This window comes from Novosphingobium sp. EMRT-2 (genome assembly GCF_005145025.1).
Lineage (GTDB): Bacteria > Pseudomonadota > Alphaproteobacteria > Sphingomonadales > Sphingomonadaceae > Novosphingobium.
Window position 1 is genome coordinate 3,165,680 of record NZ_CP039695.1, and the last position, 13,903, is coordinate 3,179,582.

15 protein-coding genes are annotated in these 13,903 nt (G+C 65.5%); 11 read left to right on the top strand and 4 right to left on the bottom strand.

All coding sequences use genetic code 11. The features are described from left to right. Positions 1–81 precede the first annotated feature (81 nt). The 6 genes from trbL (at position 82) to FA702_RS23260 (ending at position 4,761) form a co-directional block, all read left to right on the top strand. On the top strand, positions 82–1,389 hold the full coding sequence (trbL, locus tag FA702_RS15480; protein WP_017499931.1) for a P-type conjugative transfer protein TrbL: 1,308 nt from the start codon (positions 82–84) through the stop codon (positions 1,387–1,389). Between the two features lie 3 nt (positions 1,390–1,392). Then, entirely contained in the window at positions 1,393–2,235 is an 843-nt protein-coding gene (gene trbF / locus FA702_RS15485) for a conjugal transfer protein TrbF (RefSeq protein ID WP_026108910.1), read from the top strand. Then, positions 2,232–3,083, top strand: coding sequence for a P-type conjugative transfer protein TrbG (gene trbG, locus FA702_RS15490; protein ID WP_006635655.1), 852 nt, complete (start codon positions 2,232–2,234; stop codon positions 3,081–3,083). Before trbF ends, trbG begins: the two co-directional genes overlap by 4 nt. Then, positions 3,080–4,318, top strand: a complete 1,239-nt coding sequence (locus FA702_RS15495; RefSeq protein ID WP_017499929.1) for a TrbI/VirB10 family protein — start codon at positions 3,080–3,082, stop codon at positions 4,316–4,318. Before trbG ends, FA702_RS15495 begins: the two co-directional genes overlap by 4 nt. Continuing rightward, positions 4,311–4,523: a DUF2274 domain-containing protein gene (locus FA702_RS15500; protein WP_017499928.1), complete on the top strand. Its 213-nt coding sequence runs from the start codon at positions 4,311–4,313 to the stop codon at positions 4,521–4,523. The genes FA702_RS15495 and FA702_RS15500 overlap by 8 nt, the downstream gene beginning before the upstream one ends. Before the next feature lie 88 nt (positions 4,524–4,611). Continuing rightward, positions 4,612–4,761: a helix-turn-helix domain-containing protein gene (locus FA702_RS23260; protein ID WP_222873927.1), complete on the top strand. Its 150-nt coding sequence runs from the start codon at positions 4,612–4,614 to the stop codon at positions 4,759–4,761. 224 nt (positions 4,762–4,985) lie between these two features. Here FA702_RS23260 and FA702_RS15510 read toward each other — a convergent pair whose 3' ends face one another. Together FA702_RS15510 and FA702_RS15515 are read right to left on the bottom strand one after the other, a co-directional pair. Continuing rightward, entirely contained in the window at positions 4,986–5,159 is a 174-nt protein-coding gene (locus FA702_RS15510; protein ID WP_255504600.1) for a hypothetical protein, read from the bottom strand. Positions 5,160–5,216: 57 nt separating this feature from the next. Continuing rightward, positions 5,217–6,479, bottom strand: coding sequence for a Rieske 2Fe-2S domain-containing protein (locus FA702_RS15515; RefSeq protein WP_136956818.1), 1,263 nt, complete (start codon positions 6,477–6,479; stop codon positions 5,217–5,219). 115 nt (positions 6,480–6,594) lie between these two features. Between FA702_RS15515 and FA702_RS15520 the strand changes: the two genes are divergently transcribed. The 3 genes from FA702_RS15520 (at position 6,595) to leuC (ending at position 10,335) form a co-directional block, all read left to right on the top strand. Next, positions 6,595–7,764, top strand: coding sequence for a Gfo/Idh/MocA family protein (locus FA702_RS15520; RefSeq protein WP_136956819.1), 1,170 nt, complete (start codon positions 6,595–6,597; stop codon positions 7,762–7,764). Continuing rightward, the gene (locus FA702_RS15525; RefSeq protein WP_136956820.1) at positions 7,761–8,753 is read left to right on the top strand and encodes an ABC transporter substrate-binding protein; all 993 of its coding nucleotides are present in this window, start codon (positions 7,761–7,763) and stop codon (positions 8,751–8,753) included. The genes FA702_RS15520 and FA702_RS15525 overlap by 4 nt, the downstream gene beginning before the upstream one ends. A gap of 169 nt (positions 8,754–8,922) precedes the next feature. Then, positions 8,923–10,335 carry a 3-isopropylmalate dehydratase large subunit gene (gene leuC / locus FA702_RS15530; RefSeq protein WP_136956821.1) on the top strand — a complete coding sequence of 471 codons (1,413 nt, stop codon included), beginning with the start codon at positions 8,923–8,925 and terminating at the stop codon, positions 10,333–10,335. A gap of 16 nt (positions 10,336–10,351) precedes the next feature. Here leuC and leuD read toward each other — a convergent pair whose 3' ends face one another. Next, positions 10,352–10,936, bottom strand: coding sequence for a 3-isopropylmalate dehydratase small subunit (leuD, locus tag FA702_RS15535; RefSeq protein ID WP_136956822.1), 585 nt, complete (start codon positions 10,934–10,936; stop codon positions 10,352–10,354). 175 nt (positions 10,937–11,111) lie between these two features. Here leuD and FA702_RS15540 point away from each other — a divergent pair, with 175 nt between their 5' ends. Beyond that, complete coding sequence (locus FA702_RS15540) at positions 11,112–11,618, top strand: MarR family winged helix-turn-helix transcriptional regulator (protein WP_124807862.1); 507 nt, start codon at positions 11,112–11,114, stop codon at positions 11,616–11,618. 12 nt (positions 11,619–11,630) lie between these two features. Here the strand turns inward: FA702_RS15540 and FA702_RS15545 are convergent, their stop codons facing one another. Next, positions 11,631–12,065, bottom strand: a complete 435-nt coding sequence (locus FA702_RS15545) for a MarR family winged helix-turn-helix transcriptional regulator (protein ID WP_136956823.1) — start codon at positions 12,063–12,065, stop codon at positions 11,631–11,633. Positions 12,066–12,243: 178 nt separating this feature from the next. On the opposite strand from FA702_RS15545, the gene FA702_RS15550 reads away from it, so the two are divergent. Further along, on the top strand, positions 12,244–13,878 hold the full coding sequence (locus tag FA702_RS15550; protein ID WP_136956824.1) for a long-chain-fatty-acid--CoA ligase: 1,635 nt from the start codon (positions 12,244–12,246) through the stop codon (positions 13,876–13,878). Positions 13,879–13,903: the final 25 nt, after the last annotated feature.

Consider the following 13,903-nt stretch of genomic DNA (forward strand, 5'->3'; position numbering starts at 1 on the left):
TCGCGGGGGCCGTAGGGCTTGCCCCTCTCATGGCCGCCGGTCCCCGCGACACCTTTCAACTTCAAGCAGGAACCCGCCCATATGGATGACCTGAATGTCATCGATCAGTTCATGGAGGCCTTCGCCTCCTACATCGACAGCGGGTTCGGCCTGTTGGGCGGTGACGTCGGTTTCCTGACCACGATCCTGATCGGCATCGACATCACGCTCGCCGGGCTGTTCTGGGCGCTCGGCGGCGAAGACGACGTCATCGCCAAGTTCCTCAAAAAGATCCTCTATGTCGGCGTCTTCGCCCTGATCCTCAACAGCTTCTCGACACTGTCCGATATCATCTTTCGCAGCTTCGCCGGCCTCGGCCTCACCGCAGGGGGCAGCGCGATTACGGCTGACGATTTATTGCGACCCGGCAAGCTGGCCGGGACCGGCTTCGAGGCAGCATGGCCGCTCCTCGAGCAGGCGAAGGAGTTGGTTGGCCCGATCGCCTTCTTCGACAATTTCATCGAGATCGCCGTGCTGGTGATCGCCTGGGTCGTCGTCATCGCCGCCTTTTTCATCCTCGCGATCCAGCTTTTCATCACAATCCTCGAATTCAAGCTTACTTCGCTCGCCGGCTTCGTGCTCGTGCCCTTTGCGCTGTGGAACCGCACGTCGTTCCTCGCCGAACGGGTGCTCGGGAACGTCGTCAGTTCGGGCATCAAGGTCATGGTGCTCGCGGTCATCGTCGGCATCGGCTCTAACTATTTCGCCGACTTCACCAGTGCGATCACCGGCGACGAGGTGTCGATCGAACAGGCCGTGTCGCTGATGCTCGCGAGCCTCGCGATCTTTGGCCTCTCCATCTTCGGCCCGGGAATCGCATCCGGCCTCGTCGCCGGCGCGCCGCAGCTCGGCGCCGGATCGGTGATCGCCACTACCGTGCTTGCCGGCGGAGGTCTTGCGATGGCAGGCGCTGGCGCCGTCGGCGCGGCACGCGGTCTCGCGGGGGCCGGTCTCGGCGCGATCCGCGCCGGTACATCGATGGGGTCTGCCGCATCCACTGCCTACAAGCTCGGGCAGGAAACCTCGGGCTCGACCAGCGTCGGCGCGGGCCTCGGCGGCGTTGCGACCGCCATGCGCGGCGCGGCTGCCAACCGGATGAGCGGCGGTCTCGGCGTTAGCGCTGCCGCCGATCGTGGGCAGCGCGCCGCATGGGAAGCAGGAAGCACCCGTGCCGGCGGCGCCGCCCCCGCAGCCGCGCCGATAGGCGCAGCTGAAGGAACACCCGCCTGGGCGCAGAAGCTTCATGCCAGCCAGAATGCTCGCCACCGCCGCCAGATGGCGATCCACGCAATCCAGGGCGGCGACCGCGGCGGCGCTGGCGCCACTCCAGACATCAAGGAAAGGGACTGAGCGATGAAATTTCGACGCGCATTGCAGCGCTATGGGCGAACGCCCGAACCCGAGACACCCTACCAACGAGCGGGCCAGCTTTGGGATGAGCGTATCGGCTCGGCTCGCGCACAGGCGAAGAACTGGCGGCTGATGGCCTTCGGCGGCCTGTTCCTGACCACTGGTCTGTCGGGCGCGCTGGTCTGGCAATCGATGCAAAGCCGCGTCGTGCCCTATGTGGTCGAGGTCGATGCACTCGGGCAAGCACAGGCCGTCGCGCCTGCCGCCAAGGACTATCGGCCGACCGATCCGCAGATCGCATGGTTCCTCGGCCGGTTCATCACCGGCGTTCGAGCGCGCTCGCTCGATCCGGTATTGATGCGTGAAAACTGGCTATCAGCCTATGATTTCGCGACCGAACGTGCGTCACTGTTCCTCGGCGAATATGCCCGCACCTCCAATCCGTTCGCCGATGTCGGGCGCAAGACGGTTTCGGTGCAGGTGACGAGCGTCGTCCGCGCGTCGGATACGAGCTTCCAGGTCAAATGGACCGAGCAGCAATATGAGCGGGGAAGCCTCGCCAGCACGTCACGCTGGACGGCGATGCTCACGGTGAAGATCAAGCCGCCGCGCTTGGCCGATGTGCTCCGAAAAAACCCGCTCGGTCTCTATGTTGACGCGATCGACTGGAGCCGCGAACTGGAAACGCCTCAGGACCGGCCGCCTTCGCCGCAACCATCGGCCGTGCCCGATCCCGCACAATCACTCCCGGTCGCGCCGCCCACCGACATTCCGCTGGGCTCGCCGCTCGATCCGACCCTTGCTCAACCCGCAGCCGCACCATCCCCCGAAAGGACCGACCAATGATCCGTGCCCTCATCCTGGCGGCGAGCGCGATGGCGCTTGCCATGGGCGTCGCTGCGCAGAGCCGCGAACCCGCGTCACCCACCGCGCGCGTCACTGCCGCCAACCGGGCGGCACTGCGCGAGCCGTCGAGCGCGGGATATATATATGCCGTCCAGGTCTATCCCTGGGCGGAAGGCGTGCTCTACCGGCTCTATGCCGCGCCCGAGCGCATCACCGACATTGCCTTGCAGCCGGGCGAAACGATTGTGTCCGTCGCCGCCGGCGACACCGTGCGCTGGACTGTCGGCGATACCACCAGCGGCATCGGCGAAAGCAAGCGCGTGCACATCCTCGTCAAGCCGTTTTCGGCGGGCCTACGCACAAACCTTGTCATTGCTACCGATCGCCGGACCTACCATCTCCAGCTCGAAAGCACGCCCGCGACCGCGATGGCGGCGATCTCCTGGACCTATCCACATGACGAGCTGATCGCGCTCCGGCGTCAGCGCGATGCAGCCGTGGCGGCGACGCCGATCGCGTCGGGCCTCTCGGTCGAAAGCCTCAACTTCAACTATGCGATCTCGGGCGACAAGCCGGCCTGGCGGCCGCTGCGCGCGTTCGACGATGGGCGGCAGACCTACATCGAGTTCTCGCCTGCGATCGCCGTGGGTGAGGCGCCCCCGCTGTTCGTGATTGGCGAGGATGGCGAGGCCCAGCTCGTCAACTATCGCGTCGCCGGCCGCTATTATGTGGTCGACCGCCTGTTCGGTGTCGCCGAGCTGCGCCTTGGCGGCAAGAAACAGCAGATTGTCCGTATCACCGCCGCCCAGCCGAAGAGCCGGCAGCGCAAGGCCGGGAGGGGCGCGTGACCGATCCAACCGCTTCTTCCGCGCCGATCGCGGCGCCCAAAGCCGACCCCGAAACGCTCGTTCTGCGCGCGGCGCCGGGCCGCGTCACCCGTTTTCGCCGCGGTGCGATCGTCGCCATCGCTGCCGCCGGCTCGACCGCGATCATCGGCGTCGCCTGGCTGGCGCTCAAGCCCGCGACCCTGAGCCTGATCGCACGAAGCGATGAAAAGCTGGTTGGCGCGAAGGCGCCGCCTGATGCGCTCGCGGGCGCGCCGACGAGCTATGGCGACGTGCCGAAGCTCGGGCTACCGCTTCCCGGTGATCTCGGGCGGCCGATCCTCGAGCGCCAGCGGCAGCTTGGCGGGATGGTTCCCCCTGACCCCGCTGCCGATGCGGTGAGCCGGGCCGCGCAGGAAGCCGAAGCCGAGCGCCAGCGCATCGCCGCTGAGCAGAAGGCCGCACGCGAGTCTGGCGTCATGCTGCAATTGGCGGGCGGCGGTCGCGCCGCCGCCCCTGCACCGGTGACTACCGATGCAAGTGTTCCGCCAGCATCGGCCGAGACTGCCAAGCCGCTCCTCGACCCTGACCGAGATCCTAACGCCCAGGGGCGCAAGAACGAATTGGTCGGCCACGCCAATCGCGACGACGACATCAATCCGCACGCGCTGGCGCAGTCCGTATCGCCTTGGACCTTGCAGGCCGGCAGCATCATTGCCGCGAGCCTCATAACCGGGCTCAACTCGGATCTTCCCGGGCTCGTCACCGCGCAGATCACGGAGAACGTCTATGACAGTGTGACCGGGCGCGGTCTGCTCATTCCGCAAGGATCGCGGCTGATCGGCAGCTACGACAGCGTTGTAGCGTTTGGGCAGAGCCGTGCGCTGGTCGTCTGGCAGCGGATTATCCTGCCCGACGGCTCGTCGATTCGTATCGACAATGTGCCGGCGACCGATACGCAGGGCTATGCGGGTCTGTCCGACCGGATCGACCGGCATACTTGGCAACTTCTGAAGGGCGTCGCCCTGTCGACACTGCTGGGCGTCGGCACTGAATTGAGCTTCGGCAGCACCGAAAGCGACCTTGTCCGGGCGATCCGCGAGTCAGCGCAGCAGAGCGGCGCGCGCGCCGGCGATCAGCTCGTCACGCGCAATCTCAATATCCAGCCGACCTTGCGCGTGCGTCCCGGCTGGCCGCTACGGGTGGTCGTGCACAAAGACATCATATTGCCCGGACCCTGGGGAGGCCGTCATGGCTGATTTGAAGCTGCCAAGGCTGCCCGATCGGACGCCGGCTAAGATCACGATCAACGTCATGCCGGATCTCATCGAAGCGCTGAACGACTACGCCGAGGCCTATGAGGCGGCCTACGGCCGACGCGAGTCCGTACCGGACCTCATTCCATTCATGCTTAGCGGCTTCCTGGCGAGCGACCGCTCGTTCAGCCGGGCACGTAAGAAATAGTCCGATGTCGGCCCGGCAGCCTGCAACGAATGGCGACGACGCGCCCCCGATTGGGCCGATAAGCGTTCGCATTCCCGACGCAGTACGGATGACGGGGCTCAGCAAATCCAAGATCTACCAGCTCATCGCTTCCGGCGACATCGAGGCAGCCAAGGTCGGCCGTGCAACCGTGGTGTTTGTCGATAGTCTGCGGTCCTTTCTGCGATCACACTGTAAACAGCCGCGTTCTCGGGCGTAGCAGGGATCGCGCATGTCGGCCTGTCGATATTTCGGCACGGCCTGTCGCGAAGGGGTAAAATTGGGGGTGGATTGAGCGGAATTATCGGCACGACGATCAAGAACGTTGTTATAAATCAGTATCTTATGTTTTTCGTGTGAATCCCTCCTCCGCTACCAAATTTCAATGACTTAGCTTGACGTTTCGTATCTGATGATACGAGTTTTACAAAGGGCTGTAAAACTTCAGGCGGACAGACGTTCCACAAGCGAGATGACGACGCGGGCTTCGTCCACGTAGCGGGCGCGGATTTCGCTGACGCGCTTCGCGGTCCAGCCTATGATGCGGCTGATTTCATCGTCGGTCAGCCGCTTGCTGGCGAGGAACGTGACATAGGTTCCGCGCAGGTCGTGCAGCACGCGATCGAAGCCTTCGGGCTTCGCCTTCTGCCAGACCGTTTCCAGCCCGCTTTCCGATCAGGGCATGACGGGTTCGGGTGGCTGCGCAAGCCGCCAGTCGTTGCCATGCCGGACCATGCCTTCAAAGGTGAAGAGATCGCTGTTGCGATAGCCACGCGCGGGCGGTTCGGCATCGGCGTTCATGGCCAGGCCGAGCATGACCTTGCGGAATTCGAAGATGGCCCGGTCGCTCGATCCCAGCCTGTCGTGGCTGCGGTCCGCGATCGGCCCCATCGATTCCCACATCGCCATGTCCTGCGTGGGGATGCCCTTGATGCCGGTGAAATCCCCGGCCTTCATCGCCGCGCGATCCTGCAGGTAGCCGTTCTGCGCGTTCCGGAACTTGCGGAAGGTGACCGGATCGACGTCCACCCCGGGCACCGCGTCGCAGAACCGGCGCCAGTCTTCGGACGAGATGCCTTTCGTCTCGTGCCAGGCGATCCAGTAGAACATGCAGTTCACGTCATCGATCGGCACCAGCATCTGCGCCAGCTTGTAGCGGTCGGTCGGCGGGATCATCACGGTGAACGGCGCGACGAACAGCGTGGTGCGGACGTAGTCCTGCTGGTCGGGGTCGTGGATCGGCGTGCGGATCGCGGCGTAGCGGAAGCCGAACGGCGCGCGCTCCACCTGCAGGCGTGGGGACTTGTCGGCCGAAGGGCGCAGCCACTGGCTGGCGGTGGCGGTCGATCCGCTGACGTCGGTTGCGGTCGGCATGTTGGAGGAATGCAGGCTGCTGCTGTGCGCGGAATCGATCGATCCTTCCAGCACTTGCGCCCAGTTGCATTCGGCGTGGATCTTCACGATGGCGATCCGGTCGTCCGGTGCCTTGGTCCACACCGGCGGGTCGAACGGCGCGGGGTTCTCCGGATCGCCCATCCAGGCCCAGACGAACCCGCCGGCCTCGCGCGCGGGATAGGCGCGTGTGCGTACCGCCGTGCGCAGGCGCGCATCGGCCGGCTCGGAAGCCATGTCGGTGACCTTGCCGTCCACGTCAAACTTCCAGCCGTGGTAGAGGCAGCGCAGCCCGCATTCCTCGTTGCGGCCATAGACCAGCGAGGCGCGCCGGTGCGGGCAGCGCTCGTCGAGCACGCCAATGCGCCCTTCGGTATCGCGGAACACCACCATGTCCTCGCCCAGCAGGCGGGCGCGGCGCGGGGTGCCGTCCGGCTCGGCCACTTCCTCGCTCATGCATACCGGCATCCAGTGGCGGCGCATGACCTTGCCCATCGGCGCGTCGCCCTCGACGCGGCAGAGCAGGTCGTTCTGTTGTGGAGTCATGGCAATTCCCGGCAGGCATTGAGGCGCGCGGCGGCGCGAAAGGAGATATACTTTTAATACTAAGTAATTTGCAATTCAAGAGCGTGCCGGATATGATCCGCGCCGGGAGAGCGGCATGGGCTTGCGGGTGGCGGTGATAGGGTTGGGGCGCGGCGCGGTGTTGACCGTGCCCGCACTGGCCGCGCAGGCGCGGATCGAGCTGGTGGCCGGCTGCGATCCCGACCCGGCGGCGCGGGAGGGGTTTGCCGCCAGCCACGGCGTGCCCGCCTGCGAGACGGTCGAGGCGCTGCTGGCGAATGCCGATTTCGACGCCGCCTATATCGCGTCGCCGCACGAGTTCCACGCCGCGCATACCCTCGCGATGGCTGGTGCGGGAAAGCAAGTGCTGGTGGAAAAGCCCATGGCGGTGACGCTGGTCGAGGCGGCATCGATGATCCGCGCGGCCGAAACCGCCGGCACCGTGCTGATGGTCGGGCCGAGCCATGGCTATGATCCCCCCGTGGAGGCGGCAGCGGCGCTGGTAGCGTCCGGCGCGGTGGGGGGCGTCAGGCTGATCCATGCCTTCAACTACACGGATTTTCTCTATCGTCCCCGGCGCCCGGCCGAGCTGGATACCGCGCGGGGCGGCGGCGTGATTCTCAGCCAGGCGACGCACCAGATCGACATGGTGCGGCGGATCGCGGCCAGCCCGGTCACGTCCGTGCGGGCGTGGACAGGCGGCTGGGACGCGCGCGCGACGGAGGGGGCGTTCACTGCGCTGCTGTTCTTCGCCAATGGCGCGGTCGCGAACCTGACCTATTCGGGCTATGCGCGGTATGACAGCGATGCGCTGGCCGGCTGGGTGGGCGAAATGGGCGGCGCGAAAAGCCCGGCGGCGCATGGGCAGGCGCGCGCGCTGTTGGCGGCGATCGACGAGCGGCAGGCCAAGGCTGCCCGCACGTTCGCGGCGGGCGCGGTATCGTCAGGCGCGTCGAAACATCACGAGCGCTTCGGCTCGGTGTTGATAACCTGCGAACAGGCCGACCTTGCCCTGACGCCATCAGGCCTCGACATCCACGCCGACGACGGCGTGCGCCGCGTGGCGGTTCCCTTGCCATCCATCCCGCGCGCCGGCGTGGCCGAAGCGTTCGCACACGCCGTGCTGGATGGCTGGCCGGTGCCGTTCGATGGCCGCTGGGGGCTGGAAAGCCTGGCGATATGCCACGCCATTCTCCTGTCCGCGCGCGAGGGCAGGGATGTCACGCCGTCCGAACTTTATCCGAATGTATCTGAAAGAACGTTATGAGCCGTCTATCGATCTCGCTCGCCTGCTGGAACTACGATCGTACCCAGGCGCTGGCCGACGGCACGATCCGCCCCGATGGTATCGATCTGAACATGCAGACGCTGGATGTGGAAGAGACGTTCTTCCGCATGCTGCGGCACCGCGAATTCGATGCGGCGGAAATGTCGCTGTCATCCTATTGCGTGTCGCTCGGCCGCCCCGATCCGGCGTTCGTGGCCATCCCGGTGTTCCCGTCGCGCCTGTTCCGGCACAGTTGCATCTTCGTCTCGACGAAAAGCGGGATCGAGCGCCCGGAAGATCTGGTCGGCAAGCGCATCGGCGTGCCGGAATACCAGATGACCGCGCCGGTCTGGATTCGCGGCATCCTGGCGGACGAGTACGGCGTCGATCCGGCCAGCGTGACCTACTACACCGGGGGCGAGGAGCAGCCGGGGCGCGACGAGAAGCTGAAGCTCGATCTGCCCGAGCGCTTTCAGTTGCAGCCGATCGGTCCCGATCAGACGCTGTCGCGGATGCTGGCGGATGGCGAGATCGACGCGCTGCACACCGCGCGCACGCCGAGCACGTTCTACAGCGAACACCACAAGGTCCGCCGCCTGTTTCCTGATTTCGTGCCGCTGGAGCAGGACTATTTTCGCCGAACCGGCATTTTCCCGATCATGCATGTCATCGCGATCCGGCGGGACGTGTACGAAAAGAACCGCTGGATCGCCCGGTCGTTGCAAACGGCGTTCGAGGCGGCACAGGCGAAAGTCTATGAGGAACTGCTGGTCACCGCCTCGCTCAAGACGATGCTGCCCTGGCAGATCGCGGCGGTCGAGGAAGCGGTGGCCCTGCTGGGGCGCGACTGGTGGCCTTATGGCTTCAATGCCAACCGTGCCGTGATCGACACGTTCCTGCGCTATCACTACGAACAAGGCCTTTCGCCGCGCCGGCTGCAGCCGGAGGAATTGTTTGCCGAGGAATGCTTCGAGGCCTTCCGGATTTGAAGGCTGGAGCCAGCGTCCGGCGTCCCGGCCGAAACGGACTTGTCCCGGTTCGCCGGCGCCCCTATAAAGTTAGTAATCAAAGTATTTTGACCGTTTCGATGCGGACGTTTCGGGGGAGCTTGCGTTTGCGTATTGGAAACAGGGGTGTGCGATCGACGGGTAGCACCCGATGACCGCCGCGCGCACGCTGTATGACAAGATCTGGGATGCGCATGCGATCGTAACGGATGATGGCGATACGCTGCTCTACGTCGATCTGCATCTTCTTCACGAAGTCACGTCGCCGCAGGCCTTTGCCGGATTGCGCCGGGAAGGGCGCGCGGTGCGCCGGCCGGAGCGCGCGCTCGCCCTGTCCGATCACAACGTGCCGACCGAAGGGCAAACCGCCGGAATTGCCGCCGTCACCGACAAGCAGGCGCGCGCGCAGCTTGCGGCGCTGGCGGAAAACGCGGCACGGCATGGCATCGAGCAGTTCCCGATGGGCGATCCGCGCAATGGCATCGTCCATGTGGTTGCCCCCGAACAGGGCCGCTCGCAGCCCGGCATGACAATCGTCTGCGGAGACAGCCATACCTCTACCCACGGCGCGTTCGGCGCGCTGGCGTTCGGCATCGGGACGTCCGAGGTCGAGCACGTGCTGGCGACCCAGACCGTGCGCCAGCGCCGTTCGCACAACATGCGGATCACCATCGATGGCCTGCTGGCCCCGGATGTCCAGGCAAAGGACATGGTGCTGTTCCTGCTTTCCAGGCTGGGCGTGGACGCGGCGACCGGCCATGTCATCGAATATGCCGGGCCGGCCGTGCGCGCGCTGTCGATGGAAGGGCGCATGACGCTGTGCAATCTCAGCATAGAGATGGGCGCCCGCGCCGGTCTTGTCGCGCCCGACGAGACGACGTTCGCCTATCTGCACGGGCGGCCGTCTGCCCCGACAGGTGCCACTTGGGACGCGGCGCTGGCGCGCTGGCGCGCCCTGGCGAGTGACGCGGAAGCGCGGTTCGATCGCGAGATACGATTCGATGCGGCAGAGATCAGGCCCATGGTCAGCTGGGGCACCAATCCCGCGCAGACCGTGGCGGTCGATGGGCACGTGCCCGATCCGGCGGGAATGGGCTCGCCGGCGGACGCGGCGGCGGCTGCCCGCGCGCTGGCCTATATGGACCTCGCGCCGGGCCAGCCGATCCGGAGTCTGCGCCTGGACCGCGTGTTCATCGGCAGCTGCACCAACAGCCGGATCGAGGACTTGCGTATGGTCGCCGCGATCGTGCGCGGCCGCAAGGTTGCTCCGCATGTGCGAGCGATGGTCGTTCCCGGCTCCGGGCTGGTCAAGCGGCAGGCCGAGGGCGAAGGGCTGGACGCGATCCTGCGCGAAGCCGGCTTCGACTGGCGCGAACCTGGCTGCTCGATGTGCGTGGGCATGAACGCGGACCGGTTGCAGGCCGGCGAGCGGTGCGGCGCCACCTCGAACCGCAATTTCGAGAACCGGCAGGGCAGGGGCGGCCGCACCCACCTGATGAGCCCGGCCACCGCCGCCGCCAGTGCCATTGCCGGCTGCATCACCGATCCCGCAAGCCTGTCGTAGCAGTGGGGGGGCGGGGTCAGGCGCCCGCTTCGAACTTGGTGATCGCGCGTTCGTGCCGCAGCGTGCGGGCAATGTCGTCCAGCCCTTCCAGCAAGGTGCGGCGGTCGTCCGGATCGACGTCGAAGGGGATTGTCTCGCCCGAAGCCAGCGTGATCCGCTGTTCGCCAAGATCGACGGTGACCGGCGCAAGTTGCGACAGCGCGATCTCTTCGCGCAGGCGTTCGCAGGTGCTTTCCGGCAGGCGGATCAGCAGCAGCCCGTTCTTGCGCGCGTTGCCGGCGAAGATATCGCCGAAGCTGGGAGCGATCACGCAGCGGATGCCGAAATCGGTAAGCGCCCAGACGGCATGTTCGCGTGAGGAGCCGCAGCCGAAGTTGCTGCCGCCGACGATGATGCGCGCCTTGCGCCCTTCGCCGCGGTTAAGGATGAAGTCCGGCCGCTCGGCACCGTCGGGGCTGTAGCGCAGCTCGCGGAACAGATGGGTGCCTAGCCCGGCCCGGTCGAGCGCCTTCATGTAGCGCGCCGGGATGATCATGTCGGTATCGAGGTTGGCGAGAGGCAGCGGGATGGCAACGGCGGTCAGCCGGTCGAACTTTTCCATGGAGCCTTCCAGATAATTAGTATGCTAATTATAAGGCGAGGCGCGCATTGTCCATGGATAATGCGGCAGTGAAGCATTGCGGCGGGATTCCTGCCCCCTTAAGGACAGGCGTTCGCCGGAGTGCGTGCAACCCTGCAGGCTTGGGCTTTCGGGTTTGGCGAAGAGGAAGACGGCATTGGCCAGGAAGAACCAGACCTATCGGTATCCCGCGGAACATTACACCGTGCCGGAAAACAGCATCGGCTATCTGGCGCGCATCGTGTTCCGTTCGTTTTCGCGCCTGCTCGAGCGCAAGACGTTGATGCACGATGTTTCGGCAGGTCAGTGGCGGTTCCTGCGCCAGCTGTGGCGTGAGGACGGCATCACCCAGCGCGAGTTGAGCGAGCGCGTGGGCATGCGTGAGCCGACTACGGTGGTGGCCTTGAAGGGGTTGGAGAAAGCCGGGTTCATCACCCGCAAGAAGACCGCAGACGATCGCCGCAAGACCTTCATCCACCTGACGCCGCACGCCAAGGAACTGGAACTGATCCTCGCGCCGATGAACGCGGAAGTGCATGACGTGGCGACGCGCGGGATGACCGACGAGGAAGTGGAAACGCTGCGCGCGCTGATGCGCCGGGTGATCGACAATCTGGCCGAGGAAACCTCCAAGCTTTCGGTCCTGACCGACGTCAAGGCCTGACTCGCGCTACGATCAGCCCCCGTTTGCGACGTTGCTTCCCCAATCGGCCTCGAGCGCGGCCAGCATGTTCTCGAACCGGTCCTGGCCCAGCGCGCCAGCGATCTGTTCGGACAGCGCGCCCATGGCCTGTTGCGCATCCTGCCGCATACGCTTGCCGGTTTCGGTGAGCGACACGACCATGTGGCGGCGATCGTCGGGATCGGGCTCCAGCGTGACGATGCCTAGATCGATCATCTGGCTCAGCGTGCGGTGAATCGCCTGGCGCGAAATGCCCAGGTTGCGGGCTATGTCGGAAGGGCGCACGATCCCGCTGACGATATTGGTCATGACCATCGATTGCGGGCGATTGACGTCTGGCCAGCCGCGTTCGTGAAGGCGCGCCTGAAGACCTTCGTCGAGCCAGCAGAAGCGCTGAAACAGGGCGATGATAAGCTGGTTCGTGAGCATGGAGAGTGCTGGAAATCCCGAAAATTCGCCGCTTTGGCAGCGGCCGCACGCTAGAAGAACGATCCTGCGCAGGCAAGGCAAGGTGCTGTTGCATTTGCAATGTACTTAGGATACTAACTTTCTTGCGAAACAGCCCCGCTAGCATGGCGGGAACGATCGAGGGAGAGGCGGAGCCGGCATGGACGGGTTGATGCAGAACGTACCGTTGACGGTCGATCGTATCATCGATCACGCAGCGGCTTGGCACGGCGCGCGCGAGGTGGTGTCGCGCGATGCCGCTGGGCACGTCAGCCGATCCACCTATGCCGCCATCCATGCCGATGCCCGCCGCGTGTCGAACGCGCTGGCGGCGGCCGGGATCGCGCCGGGTGATCGCATCGCGACGATGGGCTGGAATAGCAGCCGCCATCTTGCGGCGTGGTATGGCGCTGCGGGGATGGGGGTGGTCCTGCATACGCTCAATCCCCGGCTGTTCCTCGAACAGATCACCTATATCGTCAACCATGCGGGAGACCGGCTGCTGATCGCCGATCCGTCCACCGCCGATCTGGTGGCGCAACTGCTGCCGCAGGTGCCGTCGATCGAGCGGGTGATATTCTTCTGCGATCGCGCCACCCTGCCGCACACCGACTATCCGGCCATCGCCTTCGATGACTGGATCGCGGACAAGCCGGCTGAATTCGCGTGGGGCGGGTTCGACGAAAACGCGGCCTGCGGCCTGTGCTACACCTCGGGAACCACCGGGAACCCGAAGGGCGTGCTCTATTCGCACCGGTCGAACTACCTTCACGCCCTGATGACGCTGCAGCGCGACGCGCTGGCGCTGTCCGCGCGCGATACCGTGTTGCTGGTGGTGCCGATGTACCACGCCAATGCCTGGGGCGTGGTCTATTCCGCCCCGGCCGTGGGGGCGAAGCTGGTCCTGCCCGGGCAGCGGATGGACGGCGAATCCATCTATAACCTGATCGAGCAGGAGGGCGTGACCTATTCCGCCGCCGTGCCCACCGTGTGGCAGATGCTGCTGCAATACGTGCAGGAGAACGGCAAGCGCTTCTCCACGCTGCAACGCGTGACGATCGGCGGTTCGGCTTGCCCGGAATCGATCATCCGCACCTTCCGCGACGATTACGGTGTCGATGTGATCCAGGGCTGGGGCATGACCGAAACGTCACCGCTCGGCACGGTTTCGGTGCCCAATGCCTCGGTCGCGGCGAAGCCGGCGGACGAACAGATGGCCTACAAGCTCAAGCAGGGCCGGCTGTTGTGCGGGCTGGAGATGAAGCTGGTGGACGATGCCGGCGCCCGCCTGCCGCACGACGGGCGCACGCCGGGCCGGCTGATGGTGAAGGGGCCGACGATCGCGTCCGGGTACTTCGGGGGCGATGGTGGGGACGTGCTGGACGCGGAGGGCTTCTTCGACACCGGCGACGTCGCCACGATCGACGGCGAAGGCTACATGCACATCACCGACCGCGCCAAGGATGTGGTGAAATCCGGCGGCGAATGGATCAGCTCGATCGAGATCGAGAACATCGCCATGGGGCATCCGTCGGTCGCCAACGCGGCGGTGGTGGGCATCGCCCATCCCAAGTGGGACGAACGGCCCATCCTGCTGTGCCAGCTTCTGCCCGGTGCCCGGGCCGACGGCGATGATCTGCGCGCCTGGCTCGACGGGCGCATCGCGCGCTGGTGGATGCCGGACGATGTGCTGTTCGTGGACGAGATACCGCTCGGCCCCACTGGCAAGATCGACAAGAAGGCGATCCGCGCCGGCCTGACTGGCTATACCCTGCCGTTCGAGGTCACACGCTGAACGCGCTGCACAACAAGACAACCGG

Coding starts and splice junctions, on each gene's coding strand:
- trbL (WP_017499931.1), top strand. CDS start 82: ATGGATGACCTGAATGTCATCGATCAGTTCATGGAGGCCTTCGCCTCC.
- trbF (WP_026108910.1), top strand. CDS start 1,393: ATGAAATTTCGACGCGCATTGCAGCGCTATGGGCGAACGCCCGAACCC.
- trbG (WP_006635655.1), top strand. CDS start 2,232: ATGATCCGTGCCCTCATCCTGGCGGCGAGCGCGATGGCGCTTGCCATG.
- FA702_RS15500 (WP_017499928.1), top strand. CDS start 4,311: ATGGCTGATTTGAAGCTGCCAAGGCTGCCCGATCGGACGCCGGCTAAG.
- FA702_RS23260 (WP_222873927.1), top strand. CDS start 4,612: ATGACGGGGCTCAGCAAATCCAAGATCTACCAGCTCATCGCTTCCGGC.
- FA702_RS15515 (WP_136956818.1), bottom strand. CDS start 6,479: ATGACTCCACAACAGAACGACCTGCTCTGCCGCGTCGAGGGCGACGCG.
- FA702_RS15520 (WP_136956819.1), top strand. CDS start 6,595: ATGGGCTTGCGGGTGGCGGTGATAGGGTTGGGGCGCGGCGCGGTGTTG.
- FA702_RS15525 (WP_136956820.1), top strand. CDS start 7,761: ATGAGCCGTCTATCGATCTCGCTCGCCTGCTGGAACTACGATCGTACC.
- leuC (WP_136956821.1), top strand. CDS start 8,923: ATGACCGCCGCGCGCACGCTGTATGACAAGATCTGGGATGCGCATGCG.
- leuD (WP_136956822.1), bottom strand. CDS start 10,936: ATGGAAAAGTTCGACCGGCTGACCGCCGTTGCCATCCCGCTGCCTCTC.
- FA702_RS15545 (WP_136956823.1), bottom strand. CDS start 12,065: ATGCTCACGAACCAGCTTATCATCGCCCTGTTTCAGCGCTTCTGCTGG.
- FA702_RS15550 (WP_136956824.1), top strand. CDS start 12,244: ATGGACGGGTTGATGCAGAACGTACCGTTGACGGTCGATCGTATCATC.